We start from the raw sequence: 24,704 nt of genomic DNA on the forward strand, positions 1-24,704 counted from the left end.
CTCAAAACAGGCGTCCCGTGGCAGACCCAGCCCGGTAGATGACACAGTTGCTAGAAACCGCGGGTTGTTTGTCCAGATAATTAACGGGCTTGCTTCCGGGGCGGCCGTTCCGAAGACGGTGATGATCGGCGCGACCTATCTCAAGGTGCATCGCACGGCCTCGAGCCTGCGGTCAAAAAAGGGGCCCGAAGGCCGACGGGCGCGCGCGATCAGGCGAACCAAAGGAGGGATGAGCACCAAACTACACGCTAGTGCAAATGCCGATGGCGCCCGATCCGCCTCTTTATGACTGCAGCTCAGGTCAGTGACTACATGGGTGCTGCTGCGCTCCTGGGTCGTTTGCCGAAGGCGGAATGGCTGATCGGCGACAGGGGCTATGATGCCGACTGGTTCAGAGATGCACAGAAAGAAAAGGGCATAAAGCCCTGCATTCCGGACCGCAAGTCACGTGGCGAGCCGATCAAGCACGACAAGTGCCGCAGCCGCATCGATATGTTCGGCAGGCTCGAAGACTGGAGGCGCGTTGCAATCCGCTACGACAGATGTCCCAAGGTTTTCCTGTCCAACATATCTCTCGCTGCAACCGTCATCTTCTGGTTATGCGCCGAGAACGAGTCCTGACCCTATGGACCTCCTTCTTCAATTCACTCAGCCGCACCCTTTGTTTTCAGGATATGGTCGGTGTTTCGAAGCAGAGCCTTGACGGCCTTGCGCGCGGCCTCGGGCCTTTGCACGCGGATCGCACGTTCGATGGCATCGTGCAGGTCCTGAGCATAGCGCAGATCGTTCACTTCCCGTGTGACGAAGGTGAAAAGATAGTCGAGCGAAGAATCGATCATCGCGCCGAGCGGCATCAGAAGCTCGTTCCGGGTGGCGTTCAGGATGGCCTGATGGAATCGGCGGTCGGCATGGGTGCGCTGCGACAGGGTCTTGGCGACGCCCATGTCGTGACAGGCTGAGGAGATTTGCTCCATTTCATCAGCGCTGCGGATCTGGGCGGCAAGGGCGGCGGCTTCGGGTTCGATGATGTGGCGCAACTGCTGGACCGATCGCATCAGGGCATTGCGGCGCGGCGATTGCGCCACCCAGGCCAATACGTCGCGATCAAGGTGGTTCCAGTTCTCGCGCGGTTCGACCCGGCTGCCGATCTTGGTGCGCGAGACCAGAAGGTTCTTCGACATCAGCATTTTGATCGCTTCGCGCACGACCGAGCGGCTGGTGCCGAACATCTCGGACCACTCGGCCTCATTCGGAAGGATCGAGCCCGGGGGATAGTCGCCACCGACGATGCGGCGACCGATTTCCTGCGCGACGGAGAAATGGGCGAAGGATCCGGCCTGACGCGGCAACCCTATCTTCGGCGCCGATGCCGATTTCGCGGGTGCGGCTTGCCGTCCTGCCGTGTCCTTTTCCTGACGTACCGTCACGCAACCTCCTGTCCTGCCCTTCCGGTCAACCCGTAACGCGAGAACCGGCCCCTGACAACGTTTGCCGTGCAAGCCCTTGATCAACTGCGGGGATCATGGCGCTTTCCCCTGCCGCACCACCGCCTTGCGCTTTACCAGCCAGTCATCCGCGATCACGCCAAGGATGATCACCGATCCCATGACCGCAAAGTTCAAAGAGGAGGGGATGCCCAGAAGGTTGACGAGGTTCTGCAGCACCTGCAGCAGCACGGTGCCCAGCACCACACCCAGGATCGACCCCTCTCCGCCGCGCAGGGAGCAGCCACCGAGCACGGCGGCGGCGATGGCGTAAAGCTCGTAGAAGTTGCCATGTGAGGCGGGGGAAATCGACCGTGTGTACATGGCAATAAAGATCGCCGAGACGGCGGTCAGCACGGCGCAAAGGACATAGGCCGTGATCAGCACGGCACGGGTGTCGATCCCGGAATAACGCGCGCCTTCAGGGTTGCGCCCTGTGGCCAGAAGTGTGCGCCCGTAGACCGACCGGTGCAGCAGGATGCCGGTCAGGATGGCGATGACGATCATGGCCGACAGGCTGTTCGGTATGCCCAGAACCCGGCCCGTGGTCAGCCATTCCAGTGTGGGAAAGCTGGCGCCGAAGGCGAAGCCGGCGGTCGCGTCCTCTGTGTAGTAACGGGCGACGCCGCGATAGATCAGCAGGCCGCACAGGGTTACGACGAAGGGTTGCAGCCCGACGAAGGCCACCAGCACCCCATGCAGCGCGCCGATCAACGCCCCAAGGGCAAGGACCAGCAGCGCCACGAACAGCGGTGACATCGCGTCGTTTCCGACAAGATCGACGAAGATCACCCCGAGAAGCGCAATGACCGACCCCGACGACAGCTCGATCCCGCCCGAGATGATGACGAAGGCTTGCGCGATGGCGAATATGCCGAACAGGCCGATCAGGTTCGCCGTGTTCGACAGGTTCACCGGCGACAGGAAGCGCGGGTTCAGGACGGCAACGACCGCCGAGACGATAAGGATCAGGACCAGAAGTCCAAGGTTCTTGCGACTGATCATCAGGGATGTTCCAAAGTTTCGGGCTGGCCGACCGCCAGCGACAGGATGGCCTGCTCGGACAGGTCCGCGCGGATGAGGCTGCCCGCAATCCGCCCTTCATGCATGACGAGAACGCGGTCGGACACGCCGATCACCTCTTCCATGTCGGAGGAGATCATCAGCACCCCGACCCCCCGGTCGGACAGGGCGCGCATCAGGCGGTAGATTTCCGCCTTGGCCCCGACATCGACGCCCCGGGTCGGTTCGTCAAACAGGATCACACGTGGCGAAAGCGCCAGCCAGCGCGCGAGGACAACCTTCTGCTGGTTCCCGCCGGAAAGGGACGAGACCGCCAGCGACATGTCAGCTGCCCGAAGATCCAGCGCCGCCTTCTGCCGTTCGGCCAGCGCGGCTTCGGACCTGAGGTCGACCAGCCCCTTTCGCGCAAGGCCGTGCAAGCCGGGCAGGGAAATGTTCTGGGTGATCGGGAAATCGAGGATCAGGCCGTGGCGCTTGCGATCCTCGGGGACAAGGTAGATGCCCTGCGCGATCGCCTGCCGGGGCGACGTCAGGGTTACGTTCCGGCCTTCAAGCGCGACCTGTCCCGCCAGGGCCGGTGTCAGGCCGAAGATCGTCTCGGCCAGTTCGGTTCGTCCTGCGCCGATCAGCCCGGCAAGTCCAAGGATTTCGCCGCGGTGCAAGGTGAGATCGACGGCACGGTCCGGGTAACGTGGGGTCCGCAAGCCGCTGAGGGTCAGGATCGGTGGGCCGGGCGGCGCGGCGGGTGGCAGATGGACCGATTTCAGCTCGCGTCCTATCATGTGGCGGATCATGGCAGGGGCAGCGATTTCGGGACGGTCAAGGTCGGCCACATGCTTTCCGTCCCGCAGGATCGTCACGCGGTCGGCAATGCGCTCGATCTCGCTCAGGCGATGGGTGACGAAGATCAGCGCCACCCCGCTGTCACGCAGGGCGGTCGCGACGGCCAGCAGGCGGTCAGTCTCGGCTGCTGTCAGCGAGGAGGTGGGTTCGTCCATGATCACCAGCCGCGCGTTCAGCGACAGGGCCTTGGCGATCTCGGCCAGCTGCATCTGCGCCAGCGAGAGGCGGCTTAGGGCCGTGGCCCCCGAGAATGTCGCCCCCAGCCGGGCAAGCAGGGCATCCGCGTCATCGTTCAACCGGCGCGTATCGACCAGCCGAAGCGGCCCGCCCCGTGTCGGCATCCGGCCCAGATAGATGTTCTCGGCCACGGTCAGATTGTCGAAGTTCGACAGCTCTTGATGCACGAAGGCGATCCCGGCGGCAATCGAGCGTGGGACGGTCAGCCGGTCCAGCCCCTCGCCAAGCAACTCGATACGGCCCTCGCTTGGTGCATGGACGCCGCCGATGATGCGCAGAAGGGTGGATTTTCCGGCCCCGTTCTCACCCACCAGCCCAAGGATTTCACCCGGATAGACCGACAGATCGACCCCCGACAGGGCCGTGATGGGGCCAAAACGCTTGTGGATGCCAGAAAGGCTGAGGAAGGGTGTCATTGCGCTATCCCGAAAGGGGATGCAGGCCGGGAAGGGAGGAAACCTTGAAAACCCGGCCTGCATCTGGCTCAAGCGCTAGCCGCCAATGCGGGCTTTGAGCTCGGCCTCGAAGGCATCGACATTGTCCTTGTCGATGATGGCAGTGGGGACGATCACCAGCTTGTCGGCCGGGATGCCCGATGAATCATCCTCCAGATAGGCGGCCATCAGCTTCATGCCCTGATAGCCCCATTCGTAGGGTTGCTGGACGACGGTGCCCGCAATGGACCCTTCGCGAACGCCGCCAAGGGTGATCGGGTCTTCGTCGAAGGCGACGACCGTGACCGCCCCCAGCTTGCCCGCTTCCTTCAGCACCTCGTAGATGCGCGGCGGGTTGTAGCTGTAGAAGCCGACCATGCAGTCGATGTCCGGGTTCGCGGCCAGCGCATCCTCGACGTTGCGCTTGGCGCGGGTCATGTCGATGTCATCGCCCCGCACGTCGATCAACTCGACATTCGAGCCTTCCAGCGCGGCCTTCATCCCGTCGATGCGTTCCCGCGCGTTGTCGGCGCCCAGAAGCCCGACGAAGCCGATGCATTTGCCGCCGTCGGGCATCGCCTTCTTCGCGATTTCCCCCGCCTGCTTTCCGGCATCGGTGTTGGACGACCCGATATAGGCCACGCGGTTGGTATCGGGCGCGTCACTGTCGGTGGTGAACAGCGGCACCTGCCCGCCGATGCGGTTCAGGGCTTCGGTTGAATTCTTGGGATCGACCGCCGAGACCATGATCGCGGCCACACCGGCGGCGACAAGATCATCCATCAGGCGCTGCTGGATCGCGGCTGCGGCCTGTTCGGGGTATTTCAGCTGCAGGTCATAGTTCGGCAGCTCTTCCTGGGCCTTCTTCACGCCAGCCTCGGCCAGCTTCCAGAAATCGGATGCGCCGTTGACGACGAAGGCAAGGGTCTTCTTCTCTTGTGCAAAACCCGCGGTCGACGAAAGCGCAACAGCAAGGGCGAGCACGGAAATCCGGGCTTTCATGGCAGTCTCCATAGGTGAAAGGTGAGAAGCCGGGCCGAAAAGGGAGCACTTCAGCCCGGCTTGGCCGTCATCAGCCGCCGATGCAGCTGTCGGCGGTTTCCTGGGTGCATTCGTCAAGGCCGGTGTAGATCACCGGCTCGACCGGCTTGCCGTTCAAGAGGTCAAGCATCACCGTCGGCGCGCGATAGCCCATCTCGAACGGGCGCTGGCCCACCTGCACATGGCTGCGACCGGCTTTCAGCGCCTCCATCTGCGGTGGAAGCGTGTCGCCCGCGACAATGACCATGGACATGCTCTTCAGCTTGTCCATGACCTGATCCGTGACCTGCGCATAGGCCTGTGGTGCGAACTGGGCCCAGCCCCCGATCAGCATGAAGGCGGTCAGGTCAGGGTTCGCGACGAAGGTATCGGCCATCTGCTGGTTGGCCAGATCCGCCTGGTCGTTGGTGAAGACCGGGCAACCGGCAACCTCGGTCCAGCCGCCCTGGCCTTCCAGCCGCTCGATCCCCTTTTCGCCCGACAAAGTGTCGCGGGTGCCTGCTGCGCGGGCATTGATGTTCGCCGCCGCCACGTTGCCCAGTTGCAGGCAGACCGTGCCGCCGTCAGGCTTCAGCGCTTTCAGATGTTCGGCGAACTTGACGCCCATCAGATAGTTGTCGGTGCCAAGGTAAGTGGCGCGCAGGTCGGCATCCTCGGCCGAGAGATCCGCGTCGATCGTCATGATCGGGATTTTCGGCGCCTGCTCGCGCAGCATCTTCGCCATCAGGGGCGCGTTCGAGGGCGAGATGGCAATGGCTGCAACATCAGGCCGCTGCAAGAGATCCTGCACGATCTGGACCTCACCGACCTCGTCCGCCGAAGAGGCCGGGCCGGTGTAGAAGCAGGTATAGCCTGTTCCTGCATTCTCACCGTTCCATTTTTGGCAGCCCTTGTTGATCTGCTCGAAGAACGGGTTGTCGAGTCCCTTGACCACGATGGCCAGGACCTTGTCTTCGGCCCAGGCCGCCCCCGTGATCAGCAGGGTCGCCAGCGTGGTGGTAATAAGAGTTCTGCGTTGCATTCCTATCCTCCCGAAGTTTGCTGTTGGTCTTTCTTGCCTCATCCCGGGTACCAGACCCGGCGCGGATCATCCGGCGCGCGGGTATAGGCCCAGGAGTCCGTGACGAGACGGCGGGTGTCGTAGGCGGGGCACCAGCCAAGCTCGAACCTTGCCCGGTCGTTCGACAGCCAGGTGGACCGGTAGTCGGACCGGACCGGGACTGTCGTCAGGCCAAGGGTTTCGGCCAGGATGAGCGCGACCTCGTCATAGTCGACCGGCTCGTCCATCGAGATGTTGTACAGCCGCTGGCGCGCGGCGGGGGCGACCAGCGCCGTGCAGATCGCGCTGACCAGATCGGTGACATGCACGAAGTTGCGCTTGATCGCATGGCCCTCGCGATCCTGAAGCAGCGGAACGGCCCCTTCCCGGAGCGCCCTTGCGGCAATTTCCGGCCCGACCAGCGCGGCCCAGTCCGGCCCGCCGAAACGGTCCTCGCCAAAGGAAAGCGAGGCGCGGAAATCGTCCTTCTCCATGATCCAGGGCGCGCGCAGGCAGCACCAGTCGATGCCGTACTGAATGCCGTACTGGGCAACCATCACCTCTTCCAGAACCTTCGACAGCGCATAACACCCCGGATAGGCGCGATGCGGCGTGGTTTCGGTGACCGGGCCGTCATGGTCATAGAAGAAATGCCCGACCGAAGCATCGCCGCCGATCAGGATGAAGCGTTCGGCACGAGGGTTCGCGCGCCAGGCCTCCAGCAGCCAGAACAGGCCTTTCACAGTGACATCCATCACCTCGTCGGGCGTTTCCTTGCAGGTTGCGAGATGCACGACATGGGTGCAGTCCCTGACGGCGGCCTCTGCCACCGATCGGTCGGCCAGCGTGCCCCTGACCTTCGACAGCCCGGACCGGTCGGGCAGATCGCGGCTGTGCAGCAGGGCGCGGACGGTCGCATCGGGATAGGCTCCGGGCAGCGCCGAAAGCAGCGCCTGCCCCACTTTCCCCGTCGCACCTGTCACCAGAATCTGCATCCCGTCCCCCTGTTCGTTTCGGGAATAAACGAGGCGGGAGGGTTCGGTCAATGAATTTATCAGATAAATAATATAAAACCGTTCAAGCAGGGTATTGACCCCGAAGCCTGCCTTGCGTGATATGGCTGAAACGGGCGGCAGAGGATGGGTGAATGACGGTTCTTCGGCTGGAAGGGATCGCCAAGAGGTTCGGTGCGATCGAGGCCTTGAAAGGTGTCTCGCTTGCTGTCTCGCGGGGGGAAGTAATCGGGTTGATGGGCGACAACGGCGCGGGAAAATCCACGCTGGTCAAGATCATCGCCGGAAACTTCCGTCCTACTTCAGGCCAAATTTTCTTGAAGGAGCAGGAAGTTGTGTTCCACGGCCCGCTGGATGCCCGCCGCCATGGAATCGAGATCGTCTATCAGGACCTGGCGCTGTGCGACAATCTTACCGCGGCGGCCAACGTCTTTCTGGGGCGCGAACTGACTCGCAGAATCGGGCCTTTCCGCATCAATGACTATCCCGCGATGAACCGGCGCGCGGGCGATCTTTTCCGCGAGCTTAAATCCGAGACCCGGCCGAAGGACCTGGTCCGGTCGATGTCCGGCGGCCAGCGGCAAGCGGTCGCAATCGCACGCACAAGGCTTTCCAACGCGGACATCGTGCTGATGGACGAACCCACCGCCGCGATCTCGGTGCGCCAGGTGGCGGAAGTGCTGAACCTCATCCGTCTGCTGCGGGATCAGGGCGTCGCCGTCATCCTGATCAGCCACCGGATGCCCGATGTCTTCGGTGTCGCCGACCGGGTTGCAGTCCTGCGCCGGGGCAATGTCGTCGCGGACAAGCCGGTGGCCAAAACCTCACCGGAAGAAGTCACCGGTCTGATCACGGGGGCGATCGAACATGCCTGACAGCACCCCCAATCAACCCGCCGACGATCTTGCCTCGGCCATCGGCCGCCAGACGAACACGCGCTGGTCCGCGCTTCTTGGCGAACAGGCAACGTGGGTGTTCCTTGCTGCGGTCGTGGCCGCAGTCGCGCTGAGCCTTGCCACCGATACCTTTGCCTCGCCACAGAACATCTTCAACGTGTCCCGCAACTTCGCCTTTGTCGGCATCGTCGCGCTTGGCATGACCGTGGTTATCATTTCGGGCGGGATCGACCTTTCCGTCGGCTCGGTCGTCTGCCTTGGAGCTATGGTCCAGGCCATCTGCATGAATGCCGGCTACGGCTTTTACTCCTCTGCCGTCGCGGCGTTGACAGCTTCGGCGCTGGTCGGCTTTCTCAATGGCGCGCTGATTGCCTGCCTTAGAATCCCGTCCTTCGTGGTCACGCTTGGCACCCTTTCCATCGCCCGCAGCGCCGCGATGGTGCTGTCCGACAACCGGATGATCTTTGAGTTCGGGCCAGATCAGGCGCTGCTGTTCAACCTGGGCGGCGGGTCGACCTACGGGATCGCCCATCCGGTCATCGCACTGGTGACACTTGGCCTGATGACATCGCTGATGCTGCGCTGGACGCCCTGGGGAACCCATGTCTTCGCCATCGGCGCCAATGAACGCGCCGCCGTGCTGACCGGTGTCAAGGTTCCCGCGTTGAAGATCAGCGTCTATGTCTTTTCGTCGATGATCGCCGGGCTCACCGGCATTCTGGAAGCGGGCTGGCTTGGCGGCGTGACAACGAACCTTGGGCAGTCCATGGAACTTACCGTCATCGCCGCGACAGTCATCGGCGGCGCCAACCTTCTGGGCGGGTCGGGCACGATCTTCGGTGCCATCGTCGGTGCCGCTCTGATCGAGATCATCCGCAACAGCCTGATCCTGCTGGGCATCTCGACCTTCTGGCAGGGAGCGTTCGTCGGCTTCTTCATCGTTCTCGCCGTTGCAGTCGACCGGCTTCGGGCACTTCGTGAGTTGAACCTGTAGAGTGGGATCGACGGGGGTGTCGGACAATATCCAGAGTGAACCGCGCCGGGTTTGCCGGAGGCTGATTTTGGTTAGTTACGCGGCCATAGGTTCATTTCCAGAGCTGCGTAGAAGTTGGCCTCGGCTTCTGCTGGCGGGATGTTCCCAATGGGCTCGAGGAGCCGCCGGTTGTTGAACAGTCCACCCAAGCGAGTGTGGCATATTCCACCGCTTCGAAACTGCGCAAAGGTCCGCGACAGTGGATGACCTCGGCCTCGAGTAGCCCGTTCATCGTCTCGGCCAGCGCATTGTCGTAGCTGTCGCCGACACTGCCGACCGGCGGTTGTATTCCCGCTTCCGCCAGCCGCTCGCTGTAGCGACCCGGCCGGACGGGCCAGATCGGTGGACGGGCTGAAACCGTAGCCCAGAACCAGAAAATCGGCCTCGACCCGGCGGGCCCCGCCTGTCCGCATCCAGCCGCGATCAGGCCTTCTCTTCCAGATGCCGGGCCAGAAGTTCGAACAGAACATCTAGCACGACATACATCGGCGCGCGGCCCGTGGGCATGACCAGCCGTCCCGCCGACTGGCGGTAGGCATTCAGGTTGATGTTCACGTCTGCCAGGCTCGCCACCACCGAACCGCGCGGCGAGATAGCAAGGATGCGCGTACCCGCAGCACGCGCGATCTCGAGGTTGGCGATCAGGTAGCTGGTGCCCCCGGTGAAGGACAGCGCAAGAAGCCCGTCCTCCGGCGTCAGTCTCGGGGCCGAGATCATCTGGAGCGTCGGGTCCGAATAGGCGACGCTGGCGATCCCCAGCGAGGCGAGGCGATGCTGCGCCTCCCCCGCCAGAAAGCCCGAGCCGCCATAGCCGTAGATATCCACCCGCCGCGCGCCGGCCAAGAGCGAGACCGCCGCCTTCAGCACCTCCATGTCGAGGTCGCGCCGCGTCTCCTCGATGGAGGTGATGGCGCGGGCGAAGATCTCGTCAGCGATCCCGGTATAGGGATCGCCGATTTCGTAGCTTCTCGGCGCGGTCTTGTGGTCGACGGCGATCTGTTGGGCCAGCTTCAGGCGGAAGTCGGGGAAGCCCTCGCAGTTCAGGCGGCGGCAGAAGCGCGTGATCGAGGGCTCGCTGACCCCCGCCACCCGCGCCGCATCCGAGATCGACCAGGTGATCACCGTGGTTGGCGAGTTGAGAATGGCTTCGGCGATGCGGCGCTCGGCGGCGGTAAAGCTGGCCAGGGATTGTCGGATCAGGTCGAGCATCGGTCTCCGGTCTGCCGCCGGAAAGGCGGGGGCGCTAGAGCGCCCCCTTCTCCATCAGCCGGGACAGGCAGGACGATTGATAGTCAAAACCCCGCTGCGCGACAACGAGCCTTTTGACCCTGGAGAGATCGTCATGCCCGGTGCCGACGGGATTGCCATCCGCATCCCGCGCGGCGATCTGGCCGCCCGCAGCCGCGACCAGTTGCACCCCCGCGGCGATGTCCCAGGCGTTGAACTTGGACTCGTAGCAGATCGCCACGCGCCCCACCGCCACATAGGCCAGATGCAACGCGCAGGAGCCCAGACGCCGCACGGCGCGGAAGGAATCCACCACCTCGGCGTAGGACTCCAGCGTGGCCGGGCCGGGCCGGGCGCCTTCGTAGGGAGCATTTGTCAGGAGTTCCACCCCCCGATCGGTGGCGGCCCGCGCGAGACTTTCGACCGGCTTTCCGTTCAGGGTGAGACGCCCCTCGGCTGCAAGGAACATCTCGTCCCGGATCGGGTCGTAGATCACGCCGCAGACCGGGCGTCCGGCGTGGTAGGCCGCGATCGAGACGGCGAAGAACGGCAGGCCCGAGGCGAAGTTGCTGGTGCCGTCGATCGGGTCGATGATCCAGGTCGTCTCGCCCTCGCCCTGCCAGCCGCCCTCTTCGCCGAGGATGCGCGAGCCGGGCACCCGCGACCAGATGATCTTGCAGGCTGTGGCCTCGGCGGCCTTGTCGGCGACCGTCACGATGTCGAAGAACCCGGCCTTCTGTTCGGTCTGCAACCCCTCGGGATTGAGGAAGGCCTCGCGCGCGCCCGCACCGGCGGCCAGTGCGGCCTCGCGGGCGGTGGCGACGATGAGCGCGTCGAGGTTGATAGTGGTCTCTGCGGTGAGGGTCATGCGACTTTTCCCATTTCGTTGGCTTGGTTTTCGGGAAGGATCCAGACCGGCCGGGTGTCCATCGCCACGCGCAGCGACTGGCCCGCCTCGGCGATGCCGGAATGGATGTACCGGGCATCGGTGATGGTACATTCCTGCCCACCGATCTCGGCCAGGTATTCGACATGGCCGCCCTGGAAGACGACGCGGCGCACCTTGGCCTCGAGCTGGCCCGCCGGGTCCAGATGCAGATATTCCGGCCGCACCACGCAGCGGACCGCCTGGCCCGCGCGCAGGGGCTGCGGCCCGGGGGCCAGGTCGAACGATGCCTCGGCGATGCGGACGCGCGCGCCCTGGTCGTTCACCGATTCCACCTTGCCTTCGAGGATGTTGGCCTTGCCCATGAACTCGGCCACGAAGGCGGTGCCGGGGCGGGAGTAGACGTTGCGCGGCGTGTCGTCCTGTTCGATCACGCCGTTGCGCATCACCACCACCCGATCCGAGATCGCCATCGCCTCGCTCTGGTCATGGGTGACGTAGAGGCTGGTGATGCCGAGGCGCAGCTGGATCGCGCGCAACTCGTCGCGCATCCGTTCGCGCAACTGCGCGTCGAGGTTCGAAAGCGGCTCGTCGAAGAGCAGCACCTTCGGCCGCGTCACCACCGCGCGGGCCAGTGCCACGCGCTGCTGCTGCCCGCCCGAGAGGCGCGAGGGCGCGCGGTCGGCATATTGCGCCAGCGCCATGGTTTCGAGGATCTCGCTCACCCGCTCGTCCATCTCGCGGCGCGGCAGGTTCAGAAGCTTCACCCCGTATTCCACGTTCTGCCGCACGGTCATGTGCGGGAAAAGCGCGTAGCTCTGGAACACCATGCCGACATTGCGCGCGTTCACCGGCAGATGGGTCACGTCGCGCCCGCCAATGGTGATGCTGCCCGCGCTGGGGGTCTCGAACCCGGCCAGCATCCGCAAGGTGGTGGTCTTGCCGCAGCCCGAGGGCCCGAGGAGGGTGACGAGTTGACCCTCCTCGATGGTCAGGTCCAGATTGTTGACCGCAAGGCCGCCGGGCGCACCGCCCACGGCGGGGAACTGCTTGACGATATTGGAAAAAACAACTTTCGACATGGGATCACCTTTCGCGCGATGCTGCCGAAAGCAGCAATTGCATGACGGCCAGGATGGCCAGGACGACGATCACGAGAATGCTGCACCAGGCTGCCGCCACCCCCGTCTTCAGCGTTTCCACCTGCGACAGGATGGTGACCGTGATCAGCGTCCAGTTGGCCGAGACGAGGAAGATCACCGCGCTCAGCGTGGTCAGCGACCGGGTGAGCGAGTAGGACAGCGAGGCGAACAGCGCCGGGCGCAACAGCGGAAGGGTGATGCGGAAGAAGGTCCGCCCGCTGGAGGCGCCGAGGATGGTCGAGGCCTCCTCGATCGAGCGGTCGATCTGCTGAAGCTGGTTCGACCCCGCCTCGATCCCGACCTGGAGGTTCTTGACCACCATCGCCGCGATGACGATCATGGCGGTCCCGGTCAGCAGCAGCGGCGGCGTGTTGAAGGTGCTGACATAGCCGATGCCCAGGATCGTGCCCGGCGCGGCGAAGGACAGAAGCGTGCCCCAGCGCAACAGGAAGCTGCCCGGAAACGCGCGCCGCACCAGAAGGAAGGCGATCATCATCCCCGCAATGGCGGTGATGGGCGTGGCGATCCCGGCCAGGTAGAGCGAGTTGTAGAGCGTGCTGAAGCCCACGGTGAAGACCGTGCGGTAGTGATCCAGCGTCAGCGTGTTGTTCACCCCCGGCAGCTTGGTGAACGAGACGTAGAAGACGGTCGCGTAGAACAAGAGGATGGTGAAGGCCAGCGCGTAGCACAGGATCGACAGCGGCAGCACCACCCGGCGCCCCGAGATGCGGATCGACTGCGCCGTGGGCTTGCCGGTGACGGTGACGTAGCTGCGCTTGCAGACCCAGTAGCGGTGGATCAGGAAGGCCGTCATCGAAGGCACCAGCATCAGGCTGGCCAGAAGTGCGCCGGCGTTCAGGTTGAAATAGCCCACCATCTGCGAATAGGCCTCGACGGCGAGAGTGTTGTAGTTGCCGCCGATCAGCATCGGGTTGCCGAAATCCTCGACCGACTTCACGAAGACGAGGAGGACCGAACTGAGGATCGCGGGCGTGACCAGGGGCAGCGTCACCTGCCGGAAGGTCGTCCAGCGCGAGGCCCCCAGCGAGGAGGAGGCATCCTCAAGCGCGCTGTCGATGGATTGCAGCATGCCACGGATATTGAGATAGGCGATGGGCGTGAAGGCCAGCGACTGGATCAGCACAAGACTGTGGAAGCCGTAGACATTGGCGTTGCGGATGCCCAGCAGCTCGCGCGTGATCAGGCCGGAGCGACCGAAAAGGATCACGATGGCCAGCGCCATGACGAAGGGCGGCGAGATGATGGGCAAAAGCGCCGCGCCATGGATGAAGGTCTTGCCCGGCATGGTGGTGCGGGTGACAGCGAAGGCAAGGACAAAGCCCGCACAGGTCGCCACCAGGGCCGAGGTGACGCCCAGGATCATCGTATTGGCCAGTGATCTCCAGACGAACCCCTGCGAGAGGGTGCCGGCCAGCGCGGAAAGGTCGAAGCCGTTCGGCGTCCAGACCGCGTGTTTCAGCACGATCAGGATCGGCAGAACGGCGAAGACCAGGACCGAAAGCGTGATCAGGGCAAAAATGCCGAACAGCCAGGGATCGGCAGTGACGCTTCGCCACAGGGGTGCGGAAGCCGGCCCCATCCTCGCGGATGGGGCTTTTGCGGTTGCGTTCATGACGGGACCTCTGCCGGGCGGTTACTGGGCGTCAGCCTTGTGGCGCACTTCGTTCTCGTAGCGCTCCAGAAGGCGGGCACGGTTCTCGCCGGCCCAGGCGAAGTCGTAGTCGATCAGCTTGACATTGGTCAGGTCGATCTGCGCCTCGGGGTTCTTGTACCCGGCGATCATCGGGCCGCGGAAGGTGGCGCCCATGGCGGCCTGGCCCTTTTCGGTCAGCACCCAGTCAAGGAAGGCGATAGCGGCTGTCGCCTGGTCCTCGGGCGCACCCGCGATGGCGGCCGCGGCATTGACCTCGAAGCCGGTGCCCTCTTCGGGGAAGGCGTAGCTCAGCGGGTAGCCCTGCTTCAGCGCGGCCTCGACGTCCTGGGTGAAGGCGATGGAGAGCCCCACCTCACCGTTCGCGGCCATGCGCGAGGGGGCGGTGCCCGAACGGGTGTATTGCACCACGTTCTTGTCGATGTCCTTCATGATCTGGAAGGCCTCGTCTTCGCCGTAAAGCTGCACCATCGTCGCCAGCGCGACATAGGCCGTGCCCGAGGCCGCCGCATGGGCCAGCGCCACGTTCTGGGCATAGACTGGATCGGCGAAGGATTTCCAGCTGGTCGGCGCGGGCGCCCCCGCCTCGTCCAGGACCTCCTGACTATAGGCGAAGACCAGCGGCGAGAGCGAGATGGGCGTCCAGAAGTCGCCCTTGTCGGTGTAGCGCGCCTCGACGCCCTCGATGCCCTTGGCCTTGTGCGGGGCGAGAAGCCCCTCTTCGGCGGCCTGGATGAAGTTGTCGGCAGCTCCGGCCAGCCAGAGCCCGGCCTGCGGATTGTCCTTCTCGGCCCGGATGCGGGCGACGATCTCGCCCGCGCCGATGCGGACAAAGTTCGCCTCGAAGCCGGTGTCGGCGGTGAAGGCCGCAAGGACCGAGGCGCAATCATCCTCGGACATGGGGCAATAGGCGGTCAGCGGACCGGCCTCTGCCGCACCCGCCGCGCAAAAAAGGGCGATCGCTGAAACCAGCGTGGTATGGGTCGTCATTCCTGTCTCCTCCCTTGGAACCCCGACGATCCGATACGCATGAAACCGAGAATCACCGGGGCGTAAGGTTATTTATGAAAAAATCCTACATTGGTCAATCTGTATGTTTATTTCCAACATATCACGCATGGATGCTCACATGATACTGCCTCACCGCCCCCAGAGGTTTCAGGCTCTGTTGCACAAATCCTGTGAGGGATTCATGTTGTGAATCCAGCGTGATAGCTGGAGGCCATGAGCAAACCGGACGCACCGACCTACAAGACGCTGAACTGGCCGCGTATAACAAGGCGCTCAAGCACCGCGGGTCGCTGTCTCTCTATTCGATCCTGACATGGTTTGGGCGGCGCGACATCTGCAGCGTCGCCGACCAGAATCCGTTCTGGCCGCAGGCAGACGAACACGCCCTGAGCCCGCTGAAGTCCCAGCTGCGGACGGGTGCGGATGGCAATCCCGGAATCAGTTGTGACAGTGCAGCCCCCTTCTTCCACAGCGGCGCACCAATCAGACGGTTGTTCTCGCCCACGAACTCGGCAAGGGCGCGCAGCTCTTCGAATATCCGGATCAGCGTCAGCCGCTCTCGCGCCGACTTGCCCCCATTTACCGCGAGGAGCCGGTCCAGATGGTCCTGCCACGGTCCGATCCGCTGCATCGGCTGATGGCTGCGCTCTTAGCCGAAGTCCGTCTCAACCGTCCGCAGGATCTTGCGGACGACATTCCTTGAGACATGCAGCTCCCGCACGATCTTCTTCATCGACCAGCGCTGCAAGTGGAAGGCCCGAAGGACCCGCGCAATCGTGTCCACCCGCTTCATCTCCTCCTCCGTCCGCTGACAAGCAGCGAATGGTCCGACAAACATCAGGGGGTAAAAATTGGGCGCCGATCCCCCCGATCAGAGGGTCAAAATTGCACGCCGAAACACACTCAGGTTCCAAGGCCTTCTTGTGCTCCGAAATCTCACGCGAAACGCCCGGCCGCTTACTGCGATCGACCTCGGCCTTCTTGACCCAATCATCCAGGTCTGGGGCGCATATCCTGGCCTGACCACCCGGCTCTGACCAGTTTCTGCCGGTCACTAAAAATATTGACCCATCGCCTGCGCTCCCCTAGTCTTATACGCAACCGGCCAGCACTGCCCGGTTCTTCGGGCTTACGATTTGCGATGCGATCGCCCGTTCTCCCCCCAGAAAGGTTTGCGCCGAATGACGAGCGACCAGCCAATTTATATTGGAGTTCTGTTTTCCAAAACAGGACGCACCGCCGTAACCGAACGCAGCATGCTGGCGGCGACCGAATTCGCAATCGAGGAAATCAATGCCGGAGGCGGCATCAACGGACGCATGCTCTGCCCCATCATTCGCGACCCAATGGGAGAACCCTCTGCATACCAGAAAATGGCGGCAGAGCTTATTTCTGGAAACAAGGTTCGCGTGATTCTGGGGTGCTATACGTCAAGCCAGCGCAAAGCGGTGCTGAGCGTGGTGGACAGAGAGGCTGCCCTTCTGTGCTATGCTGCGCAATATGAAGGCTTTGAGTACTCTGAGAATATCGTCTATTTTGGAGCCGTTCCAAATCAGAACAGCGTATTTCTGGCGATTCATCTTCTCAGGAACCCCGCCCCGCGCCTTTACATCGTCGGGTCAGACTACGTCTGGCCGCGCGAATCCGGCAGGATCATGGGGGATCTGATCCGATCAGGTGGCGGCAGGGTCGCAGGCGAAGCCTATCTTGACGATATGGCTGGATCCAATGAATTTGATATGCTTATCAAAAGGATAAGGAAAGAAAGCCCCGATATAATCTTCAACAACTTTGTTGGTGAAGCAAATCGGAAATTTTACGAATCCTATATCGAAAATGGCCTCGATGCCAGCCGGATGATGGTGGCTAGCCTGACGACGAGTGAGGCTGATATCCGGGAAATAGGCGCCTCCGCGACCTTGGGCCATATCACTGCGGCAAGCTATTTCGCCTCGCAATCAAATAGCGCGAACCGGGCCTGTCTTGCGCGCTACAGGGCGCTGCGCCAGGAAGAGCCGTGTGCGAATATGTGCTGGGACGCGGCCTATACGCAGACCCATGTGGTGGCGCAGGCAATGCGGGGTGGGGATCCTGACAGCCTCAACTCGATACGCTCGGGAATCCTCGGAGCATCATTCGAGGCTCCACAGGGCGTGATAGGCATCGATGCGCTTAACGCGCATTGCAATCTCTGGCCCAAGATCGGAGTTGCCCGTACGGACGGCCAGTTCGAGATCGTTGCCGAGACAGAGACAGCCATCCGACCCGACCCCTATCGCACAACCTATGAGTTTGACGATGATATGAACGTTTCGTCCGAGGCGTCAGCACCAGAAACGCTCCGGCCCAGGATATCCGGGCTGAGGCAATGAGTCGTCCCGGCGACGGGTGATCAGTGACCTTGTACAATCGTATTCAGTGAGAGTTCTTCGGAGAAGAGGATCTGAAATGCGGCCCGGACGAAGCGAGCCTTTTGCCAGCGGAAAAGAGCAGTCCTTTCTCATCAAGGATCTGAGATCCCTGACCTTCCTACTTGTTCAGCCTCAGGATAGCGATGGCTTGGCGCTGAGATCGCATCTGGAACGGATCGGCTGCCAGGTCCAGGAGATATGGCCGCCGCCCCAGACCTATCCCAACGACATTGATATCGTTTTCGTGATGGTTGACCGCGTTATTGAGAGCAGCCAGACCTTTCACTGGCAGGCCGACAACCCCTCTGCCGTTCTCATCGCGGTCATTGACTACGAGAACCCGCTTTCCATCGATCGGCTGCTGCATATGCGTGTCAATGCTGTGATCGGATTGCCGATCCGGCCCTTCGGCATCCTAACGAACCTGCTGGCTGCGGTAAACAACCATCTGCGGGAACAGCGCATTCGCCTCAACCTTGAACGGGCGCAGGCAAAGCTGGAATCCTGTCGGATGGTCGAACGCGCAAAGCTCGCGGTCATGCTGGCCGAGGGGCATTCCGAAAAGGTCGCCTATGCCATATTGCGGCAGCTTGCGATGACACGCCGTACTACTGTCGAAGCCATTTCCAGCGACGTTCTCGCCCGCCTGGGCTGGGGTGATGGCTGCGATACGACGATCCTGGCCGACCTGCACGAGGCGAAGAGGCTTCATAGCGCCGGGGATCTGTCGGCTGATGGCAGCCTCTCCGATCGGTCGGCCTGATTCGTTTGCTTCCGGAAGCATGTCAGGAGAAAGATCCGATCACCGAGGGAGGGCGCGGAAAACTTCTCTGGTTACACTCAATCTCGCGATAGTGTGCTGCGTCGCCGCACGCGACTGAAGGATGCAACTGATTGTTTTATATGGAAGAATAAAGGTTCATTTCGCGACCGCCTTGAGGCAAAAAAACATTTGCAGATGAAGATAGTCATCGCATAGTCTTGTAAAACGCATTCAACAAAGAATGCAGGTTCACCTGGCGCCGGGCGCGCCGGAAACCAATCTCCCTCTCAGAATAGAACTCAGATGCAGCCATTCGCATTGCGATTCCGCATGTCGCGGAACGTAATGCCCGGCTCAAATCAAAGGAAATGCATGATGAGCATGGACGGAGCGGGCGCGGGCCCGGCACCGCAACGGGCGCGCACGCGCCTTGCAATCGATGTTGGCGGCACATTTACGGATGTTTTTGTGCTGGATTCGAATGGAAATCAGACGGTTGCTAAAGTTCCCAGCACAAAGAACCCGATTGATGCGATTATGAATGGCGCGGAAGCCGCCGATATCGACTGGGCAGATGTCGAGCTTTTTACCCATGGCACGACGGTTGCCACCAACGCTCTGATCACCCGCAATTTCAAACCAGTGGCAATGGTGACGACCGAGGGTTTCCGTGACGTTCTGGAAATCGGGCGTGGCACCCGCGAAGATCCCTGGGACGCCTATAAAGAAGGCACCCCCCCCTATGTGCGGCGGCGTGACCGGTTTGCGGTGAAGGAGCGCATCAATTATCGGGGCGAGATCATCGAGCCGCTTGATGAAGATCGCGCCCGAGAAATTGCGCGAATTCTGAAAAAGCGCGAGGTTCATGCCGTTGCCGTCTGTTTCATCAATGCCTATGTGAATGGCGAACATGAACTGCGCATGGCCGAGATCCTGGCCGAAGTTCTGGGCCCGGATATTGCAATATCGACCTCGCACGAAACCCATCCTGAGATTTTCGAGGATGACCGTTTCTCGACCACGGTTGCCAATACCATTCTCGCCCCGATCATTCGGCCCTATGCCCGCGATATTGATCGTCGCACCACCGAGGCCGGCTATGAGGCCGATGTGCTCCTGCTGCATTCGGGCGGCGGCGTGATGACACCGGCCACAGCCGAGAAATACGCGGCGCGCCTTGCCGCCTCGGGGATTGCCGCCGGCGCCATCGCCAGCAAATACTTCGCTGAACTCTGCGGCTATCAGAACTCCATCGGGCTCGATATGGGCGGCACTTCGGCGGATATTTCGCTGGCCGAAGCCGGCAATATCCGCATGACCGATAAATGGGAGGTCGACTGGGGCCATCCGATCTGTTTCCCCTCGATTGAGGTGCTGACCATCGGCGCGGGCGGCGGCTCGATCTCCTGGCTCGACAAGGCGGGGTCGCTGCGCAACGGGCCACAATCGGCGGGCTCTGTGCCTGGGCCGGCCTGCTATGCGGCGGGCGGCGTAGAGCCGACCAATACCGATGCCAATATCATCCTGGGTCGGGTCGGTACGGCGCTGGCCGGGGGTAAGAAATCCCTCAACCGCGATGCAGCACTGACCGCAATGCAGAAGATTGCGGAGCCCCTGAACCTCGATCTCGTGGATGCATCGCTCGCCACTTTGCGTGTCGCCAATGCCAATATGGCCGATGCGGTTCGGCTGATCTCGATTGCACGTGGCCACGACCCGCGCGACTTTGCGCTGGTGGCTTTCGGCGGTGCGGGGCCGCTGCATGGCGTTGATATTGCACGCGAACTCAATATCCCCGTCGTCATCGTACCGCCCAATCCCGGTGTGACTTCGGCGGTGGGCTGTATGCTGGTCGATGTGCAGCATGACGTCACACAGATGTATTTCGAGGACGCGGCCAGCGCGAAGCCGGAAGATGTCGAGGCCGGGTTCCGCAAGCTGGAACTGGAAGGCCGCGACCGTCTTGAGCGCGATGGCGTGAAGACCGGCGATATGACCTTCCAGCGCTTCATCGACATGCGCTACCGGGGCCAGTGGCGCTCGCTCGCGGTGCCGGTGCCAGGGGAAATCACCTCGATCGAAGAGCCGCTGGCGATCTTCCACAGCGAATACGAAAAGGCCCACAACTTCCGCCGCGAGGATTTCCCGGTCGAGATCTACCGCCTGACTGTGCGTGCCATCGGCGTCACGCCGAAACCCTCCTTCCCGAAGGTCACCATCGACCCGAATGCGAAAGCGGTCCCCAAAGGCACCCGCGAGGCCTGGTTCCATGACCATCCGACCGCGCTGACCACCGCGCTTTACGACCGCGAGACCCTGCCGGCCGGCGTCACAATCAAAGGCCCCGCCGTCATCGATCAGCTCGATTCGACCACCGTCATCCCGCCAGGTGACGTGGCCTATATCGACGAATGGCTCAACATCCAAATCCGGCTCGGCGCAGCATAAGCGCCTTCCCCCCAAACCAACAGGAGGACCCCGGCATGACCGGCAAGAAGCAATCCCTTAGCCTTTCCGACAAGGGCATTCAGTTCCCGCCGCCGCCCGAACAACGGCTGACCGAGTTCAGATCGCAGCTGGACCCGATCACTTTCGAGGTGCTGCGCAATGCCTTCGTCAATATCGTTGACCAGATGGCCGAGCAGCTTCTGCGCACCTGCTACTCCTTCGTGATCTATTGCCGCGACTTCTCGTCCGGCCTCAGCGATCCCGAGGGTAATCTGGTGATGCAGGGCACTGGTGACATCGCCGCCCATGTCGGCACGCTGCATTACACCTGCAAGTCGGTGATCGAGGACTTCGAGGGCGACATCCATCCCGGTGACGTCTTCATCGTCAATGATCCCTTCCGTGGTGGCAGCCATTTCAACGATACCCGCATCCTGCGCCCCATGTTTTACAAGGGTGAGCTGATCGGCTGGTCCCAGGCCAACGGTCACTGGGCCGATATGGGGGGGGCAACCCCTGGCTCGTTCAACATCACCGCGCTCGACCATATGGGCGAAGGACTGCGCATTACGCCGACCCGTGTCTGGAGCAAGGGCGTCTGGCTGGAAGATGTGGCGAAGATGATCGCGAACAACACCCGCAATCCAGGCGATGTGATCGGCGATATGCAGGCCCAGGCTGAGGCCACCGCCGTGGCAGAACGTGAAATCCAGCGGCTTTGCGACAAATATGGGGTGGAGACCATCAAGATCGCCTTCCGCGAGGTGCAGGACTGGGTCGAAGTGCTGATGCGCCAGCGTCTAGCCGAGCTCCCCGACGGTACTTGGTATGCCGAAGACTATATCGACCAGGATCCCAAGCTCGAAGAGGGGCTGATCCCGATCAAGATTAAATTCACCATCAAGGGCAATCATGCTCATTACGACCTCTCCGGCTCACATCCGCAGATCTCGACCTTCCTGAATGCGGCCTATGGCGGGTCTTTTGCGGGGATCGTCGCGGGGACGAAATACCAGTTCCCGGATCTGCCGCTGAACTCTGGCCTCTACCGCGCGGTCACTGTCAACGTTGGCGAGCCGGGGACAGTGGTGAACGCGGATTGGCCCAGCCCCTGCGCCGGTTTCTGCTCCGGCCCATTTGAAAAGCTGATGAATTCGGTCTTCGGACTCTGGGCCGATATCATGCCCGAACGCACGATGGGCTGCGCCTTCAACCTCGAATACCTGCTGGTCGGCGGTCGCGACACCCGCATCGAAAAAAAGCCCTATTTCATGTGGTATGACTGGATGGCGGGCGGCTGGGGCGGCAGGAACGGACGCGACGGATTCAACGCCACCGCTCCGGTCTTTGGCGCGCAGTACGGAATCCAGCCGCTGGAGGGCCAGGAGAGGCTCGCGCCCGTGCTAACTAAATGCCATGATTTCGTGCAGGATTCCGCCGGTCCGGGTGAATCCCGTGGCGGGCTCGGCGCGGAAAAAGGCGGCTCGGTCTTTGAGGGCGAGCGCATCGTCGTCTCCTATTGCTGCGATCGCGAGCGCTCCGTGACCTGGGGGATGTGGGGTGGCCTGCCCTCGATCCCGCATGGCGTCTGGCTGAACAAGGGGACGGACCGCGAGCGCTACCTCGGCTCGATCTTCTCGAACCTGCCGATTGAGCTGGATGACGTCTTCAGTCGCCCTTCGGCCGGCGGTGGCGGGGTGGGTGACCCGCTGCTGCGCGATCCGAACCTCGTTTGCGAGGATGTTGCCGACGAATATGTCAGCGTCGCAAGAGCGCGGATCGACTATGGCGTGGTCATCCGGGTGATTGATGCTGATCTCGCGCAATATGAGGTTGACGAGGCGGCAACCCTGGCCGAGCGAGCCAGGATCGCTGCCGCGCGTCCGGGCTGGCTGGACGAGGATGCGGCGGCTATTGCGGTGCGTTACCGCGCGGGCGAGCTCAACGAGATGGACTGCGTCCGGCAATATGGCGTCATCCTCGACTGGGGCAATGGTGAACTCCTTGCCAATACCACGACCCAGTTCCGCGAGATGATGAAGCGCCGCGTCCTGCCCTACTGGGGCAAAACCCTCGCCGTCCTCAGCGAAGAGGCAAGCGAAAGAGTACGAGCCGCCGCCTGAGGGAACCGGGCGAAAAACAGGGCGGCGCGACGATCCGCCGCTCTGTTTCTGATCTGCTAGAAGACAAGCAATCCAGACGGATACCGGCTTTCTGCCACCGCTCCCTGGGGACTTGCACCCACCCATTCAGCATGACTGGCCGGGTGCAGAGCCGTTCGGGGCACCTTGCGAGTGACGGCGCGGCCAACAGCCCGATGGGTCTGGAGGCCCCGCCTTTCCCCTGCCTGCAGCCGGTTTTCCGATTTCAGAGAAACCCAGCGAGGAGTTGGAATTCATGAGCACTGCCAGAACACATCCTGCCCCCGACATCATTTACCATGACGAGCCCGAGGTGCTGCGCCAGGCCGCCGCCGAAGATTTCTCTTTGCATATCGTTCCGCCCAGCTGGCGAAGTTCGCGCTTCTCGCTCTCGATGGCCTGGTTCGGGCTGATGAGCGCAATGTTCTGGGTCGTTGTCGGCAGCATGGTCGCGCTGACGGTCGGAACCGTGAATACGCTGATCGGGATCGCCCTTTCGACGGTGGTTTACGGCATTCTTTGCAGCATCGCGGCGCGTTTTGCCGCACGCAGCGGCACCAGTGTTGCCCTTTTCTCCCGTGCGGTCTTCGGCCAGGTCGGCGCCACATTCGCCGCGCTGCTGTTCGGCGTCACGATCACCTATTACGCCATCGCGGAGGGCTCGATTGTCGCCATCGCGTTGCAGGACTATTTCGGCGGCCCGATCAGCCTCTGGTATTTCATCGTCTGCCTCTATAGCGCACCCCTCGTGATGCGCGGCGTGAGGACCTGGCTTGACCGGATCAACGGCGTCCTGCTGCCGCTCTATGTCTTTGGGCTGGTGGCCTGTGTGATCTGGGCCATTTCGCAGCATGGCTATTCCGGAGCTTGGCTGATGCAGGTCCCTGCCGGCGGAGTCGATGTCGGCGTCCCTGGCTGGTGGTTTGCCTTTACGGTCTATATGGGCGTCTGGGTCGTGGTGATGATGACCTGGGATGTGGCACGTTTCGGCCGCAAGGAAGATGCGTCTTTCAACGGCAGCGTCACCTTCGGAATCCCGTTTTACGTGGTAACACTGCTGATCAATGGCGCGGTGGGGATGTTCATTACCTTCACCATCCCGATTGAGGGCGAGCTAAGCGAGACCTCGGCGATCATCGGCATCGTAGCCCTGATGGGGCCCTTCGGCGTGCTTCTGGTGTGGGCCAGTCAGACTAGGATCAACACGATCAATTTCTACCTCTCCTCAACCAATATGCAGAACTTCTTCGCCCGGGCGTTCAAGATTTCCTGGCCGCGAACAGTCTGGGTAGGGATCATGACCGTGGTGATCTTTCTGATCATGCTGACCAATGTCTTTGGCTATCTCTTGCTGACGCTGCAATTTCAGGGCGTGATCATCGTTGCCTGGGTGGGCGTTGCCATGACCCATATCGCCTGGTGCAGCCTGCGGGGCATAAGGCCGGATCAGTTGGAGTTCCGGCCCGGCCGGGTGCCACTGATCAATCCCGGCGGGCTTGGTGCTTGGGTCATTGCCTCTGCCACCGGCTGTCTGATGATGATCTTCGGCGGCAGTTTCGGCGGGATCTGGGCCCCTCCGGTCACGCTGGGCATCGCGGTGGTGATCTATGCCGCATCCCTGATGATCGCACAGCGCAACTGGTTTGTTGAGGAGCGGCCCGGCGATCCCCGCAAAGAGGTCGATGACCCCTGGGAAGCCCGCATCCGCTGCCACCATTGCAACCAGGCCTATATCGCACATGAGATGGATCGGGATCCCTCAGCGGACCATCAGCCGATTTGCCTCGCCTGTGCTTCTGATCGCAGCGAATTTCTGGTTTCGGCCCGCGCCGAAGCGCGCGCCTGTAGCGGAAATGTAAGTATGGAGGATCTAGCAAGACAGTAAAACAAAGCGTATGCATTGACTATGGCCGCTTCTGATGCGGCCATTTTTTTGTTGCTGGGTGGTGGCTTAGCTTTT

At 62.2% G+C, this 24,704-nt stretch carries 20 protein-coding genes and 2 pseudogenes; 8 read left to right on the plus strand and 14 right to left on the minus strand.

The window, feature by feature from the left end; translation table 11 throughout:
* Window positions 1-621: pseudogene (locus tag V7Q39_RS05465) on the plus strand (IS5 family transposase); the annotation flags it as partial.
* Window positions 622-644: 23 nt separating this feature from the next.
* Here V7Q39_RS05465 and V7Q39_RS05470 read toward each other — a convergent pair.
* The 6 genes from V7Q39_RS05470 to V7Q39_RS05495 form a co-directional block, all read right to left on the minus strand.
* On the minus strand, window positions 645-1,511 hold the full coding sequence (locus V7Q39_RS05470) for a FadR/GntR family transcriptional regulator (RefSeq protein WP_333815559.1): 867 nt from the start codon (window positions 1,509-1,511) through the stop codon (window positions 645-647).
* Between the two features lie 9 nt (window positions 1,512-1,520).
* The gene (locus tag V7Q39_RS05475) at window positions 1,521-2,489 is read right to left on the minus strand and encodes an ABC transporter permease (protein WP_333815560.1); all 969 of its coding nucleotides are present in this window, start codon (window positions 2,487-2,489) and stop codon (window positions 1,521-1,523) included.
* Window positions 2,489-4,003 (minus strand): sugar ABC transporter ATP-binding protein, encoded by a 1,515-nt coding sequence (locus V7Q39_RS05480; protein WP_333815561.1) that lies wholly within the window; start codon window positions 4,001-4,003, stop codon window positions 2,489-2,491. Before V7Q39_RS05480 ends, V7Q39_RS05475 begins: the two co-directional genes overlap by 1 nt.
* 75 nt (window positions 4,004-4,078) lie before the next feature.
* Entirely contained in the window at window positions 4,079-5,023 is a 945-nt protein-coding gene (locus V7Q39_RS05485; RefSeq protein WP_333815562.1) for a sugar-binding protein, read from the minus strand.
* A 70-nt stretch (window positions 5,024-5,093) separates the two neighbouring features.
* Window positions 5,094-6,083 (minus strand): substrate-binding domain-containing protein, encoded by a 990-nt coding sequence (locus V7Q39_RS05490; protein WP_333815563.1) that lies wholly within the window; start codon window positions 6,081-6,083, stop codon window positions 5,094-5,096.
* A gap of 38 nt (window positions 6,084-6,121) precedes the next feature.
* A complete protein-coding gene (locus V7Q39_RS05495; RefSeq protein WP_333815564.1) occupies window positions 6,122-7,096 on the minus strand; it encodes an NAD-dependent epimerase/dehydratase family protein in 975 nt (324 codons plus the stop codon).
* Window positions 7,097-7,248: 152 nt separating this feature from the next.
* Here V7Q39_RS05495 and V7Q39_RS05500 point away from each other — a divergent pair, with 152 nt between their 5' ends.
* Both V7Q39_RS05500 and V7Q39_RS05505 read left to right on the plus strand, forming a co-directional pair.
* Window positions 7,249-7,989, plus strand: coding sequence for an ATP-binding cassette domain-containing protein (locus V7Q39_RS05500; protein ID WP_333815565.1), 741 nt, complete (start codon window positions 7,249-7,251; stop codon window positions 7,987-7,989).
* Complete coding sequence (locus tag V7Q39_RS05505; RefSeq protein ID WP_333815566.1) at window positions 7,982-9,004, plus strand: ABC transporter permease; 1,023 nt, start codon at window positions 7,982-7,984, stop codon at window positions 9,002-9,004. The genes V7Q39_RS05500 and V7Q39_RS05505 overlap by 8 nt, the downstream gene beginning before the upstream one ends.
* Before the next feature lie 71 nt (window positions 9,005-9,075).
* Here V7Q39_RS05505 and V7Q39_RS05510 read toward each other — a convergent pair.
* From V7Q39_RS05510 to V7Q39_RS05545, 8 genes and pseudogenes are all read right to left on the minus strand, one after another.
* Window positions 9,076-9,362: pseudogene (locus V7Q39_RS05510) on the minus strand (integrase core domain-containing protein); the annotation flags it as partial.
* 104 nt (window positions 9,363-9,466) lie between these two features.
* On the minus strand, window positions 9,467-10,252 hold the full coding sequence (locus V7Q39_RS05515; protein WP_333815567.1) for a MurR/RpiR family transcriptional regulator: 786 nt from the start codon (window positions 10,250-10,252) through the stop codon (window positions 9,467-9,469).
* 34 nt (window positions 10,253-10,286) lie between these two features.
* The gene (locus V7Q39_RS05520; protein WP_333815568.1) at window positions 10,287-11,138 is read right to left on the minus strand and encodes an inositol monophosphatase family protein; all 852 of its coding nucleotides are present in this window, start codon (window positions 11,136-11,138) and stop codon (window positions 10,287-10,289) included.
* Window positions 11,135-12,238, minus strand: a complete 1,104-nt coding sequence (locus V7Q39_RS05525) for an ABC transporter ATP-binding protein (RefSeq protein WP_333815569.1) — start codon at window positions 12,236-12,238, stop codon at window positions 11,135-11,137. Before V7Q39_RS05525 ends, V7Q39_RS05520 begins: the two co-directional genes overlap by 4 nt.
* 4 nt (window positions 12,239-12,242) lie before the next feature.
* Complete coding sequence (locus tag V7Q39_RS05530) at window positions 12,243-13,898, minus strand: ABC transporter permease (RefSeq protein ID WP_333815570.1); 1,656 nt, start codon at window positions 13,896-13,898, stop codon at window positions 12,243-12,245.
* 54 nt (window positions 13,899-13,952) lie between these two features.
* The gene (locus tag V7Q39_RS05535) at window positions 13,953-14,960 is read right to left on the minus strand and encodes an ABC transporter substrate-binding protein (RefSeq protein ID WP_333815571.1); all 1,008 of its coding nucleotides are present in this window, start codon (window positions 14,958-14,960) and stop codon (window positions 13,953-13,955) included.
* 319 nt (window positions 14,961-15,279) lie between these two features.
* Window positions 15,280-15,612, minus strand: coding sequence for a hypothetical protein (locus V7Q39_RS05540; RefSeq protein ID WP_333815572.1), 333 nt, complete (start codon window positions 15,610-15,612; stop codon window positions 15,280-15,282).
* Window positions 15,613-15,630: 18 nt separating this feature from the next.
* Window positions 15,631-15,774, minus strand: coding sequence for a helix-turn-helix domain-containing protein (locus V7Q39_RS05545; RefSeq protein ID WP_333815573.1), 144 nt, complete (start codon window positions 15,772-15,774; stop codon window positions 15,631-15,633).
* A gap of 388 nt (window positions 15,775-16,162) precedes the next feature.
* Between V7Q39_RS05545 and V7Q39_RS05550 the strand changes: the two genes are divergently transcribed.
* The 5 genes from V7Q39_RS05550 to V7Q39_RS05570 all read left to right on the plus strand — a co-directional run bounded on the left by V7Q39_RS05550 (window position 16,163) and on the right by V7Q39_RS05570 (window position 24,629).
* Entirely contained in the window at window positions 16,163-17,353 is a 1,191-nt protein-coding gene (locus V7Q39_RS05550; protein ID WP_333815574.1) for a transporter substrate-binding domain-containing protein, read from the plus strand.
* A gap of 76 nt (window positions 17,354-17,429) precedes the next feature.
* A complete protein-coding gene (locus V7Q39_RS05555; protein WP_333815575.1) occupies window positions 17,430-18,155 on the plus strand; it encodes an ANTAR domain-containing response regulator in 726 nt (241 codons plus the stop codon).
* A gap of 375 nt (window positions 18,156-18,530) precedes the next feature.
* Window positions 18,531-20,603: a hydantoinase/oxoprolinase family protein gene (locus tag V7Q39_RS05560; protein WP_333815576.1), complete on the plus strand. Its 2,073-nt coding sequence runs from the start codon at window positions 18,531-18,533 to the stop codon at window positions 20,601-20,603.
* A gap of 35 nt (window positions 20,604-20,638) precedes the next feature.
* A complete protein-coding gene (locus V7Q39_RS05565) occupies window positions 20,639-22,726 on the plus strand; it encodes a hydantoinase B/oxoprolinase family protein (RefSeq protein ID WP_333815577.1) in 2,088 nt (695 codons plus the stop codon).
* A 274-nt stretch (window positions 22,727-23,000) separates the two neighbouring features.
* Window positions 23,001-24,629 (plus strand): purine-cytosine permease family protein, encoded by a 1,629-nt coding sequence (locus V7Q39_RS05570; RefSeq protein WP_333815578.1) that lies wholly within the window; start codon window positions 23,001-23,003, stop codon window positions 24,627-24,629.
* Window positions 24,630-24,704 lie beyond the last annotated feature (75 nt).

Source organism: Tabrizicola sp. (assembly GCF_036781545.1).
Taxonomy (GTDB): Bacteria; Pseudomonadota; Alphaproteobacteria; order Rhodobacterales; family Rhodobacteraceae; genus Tabrizicola.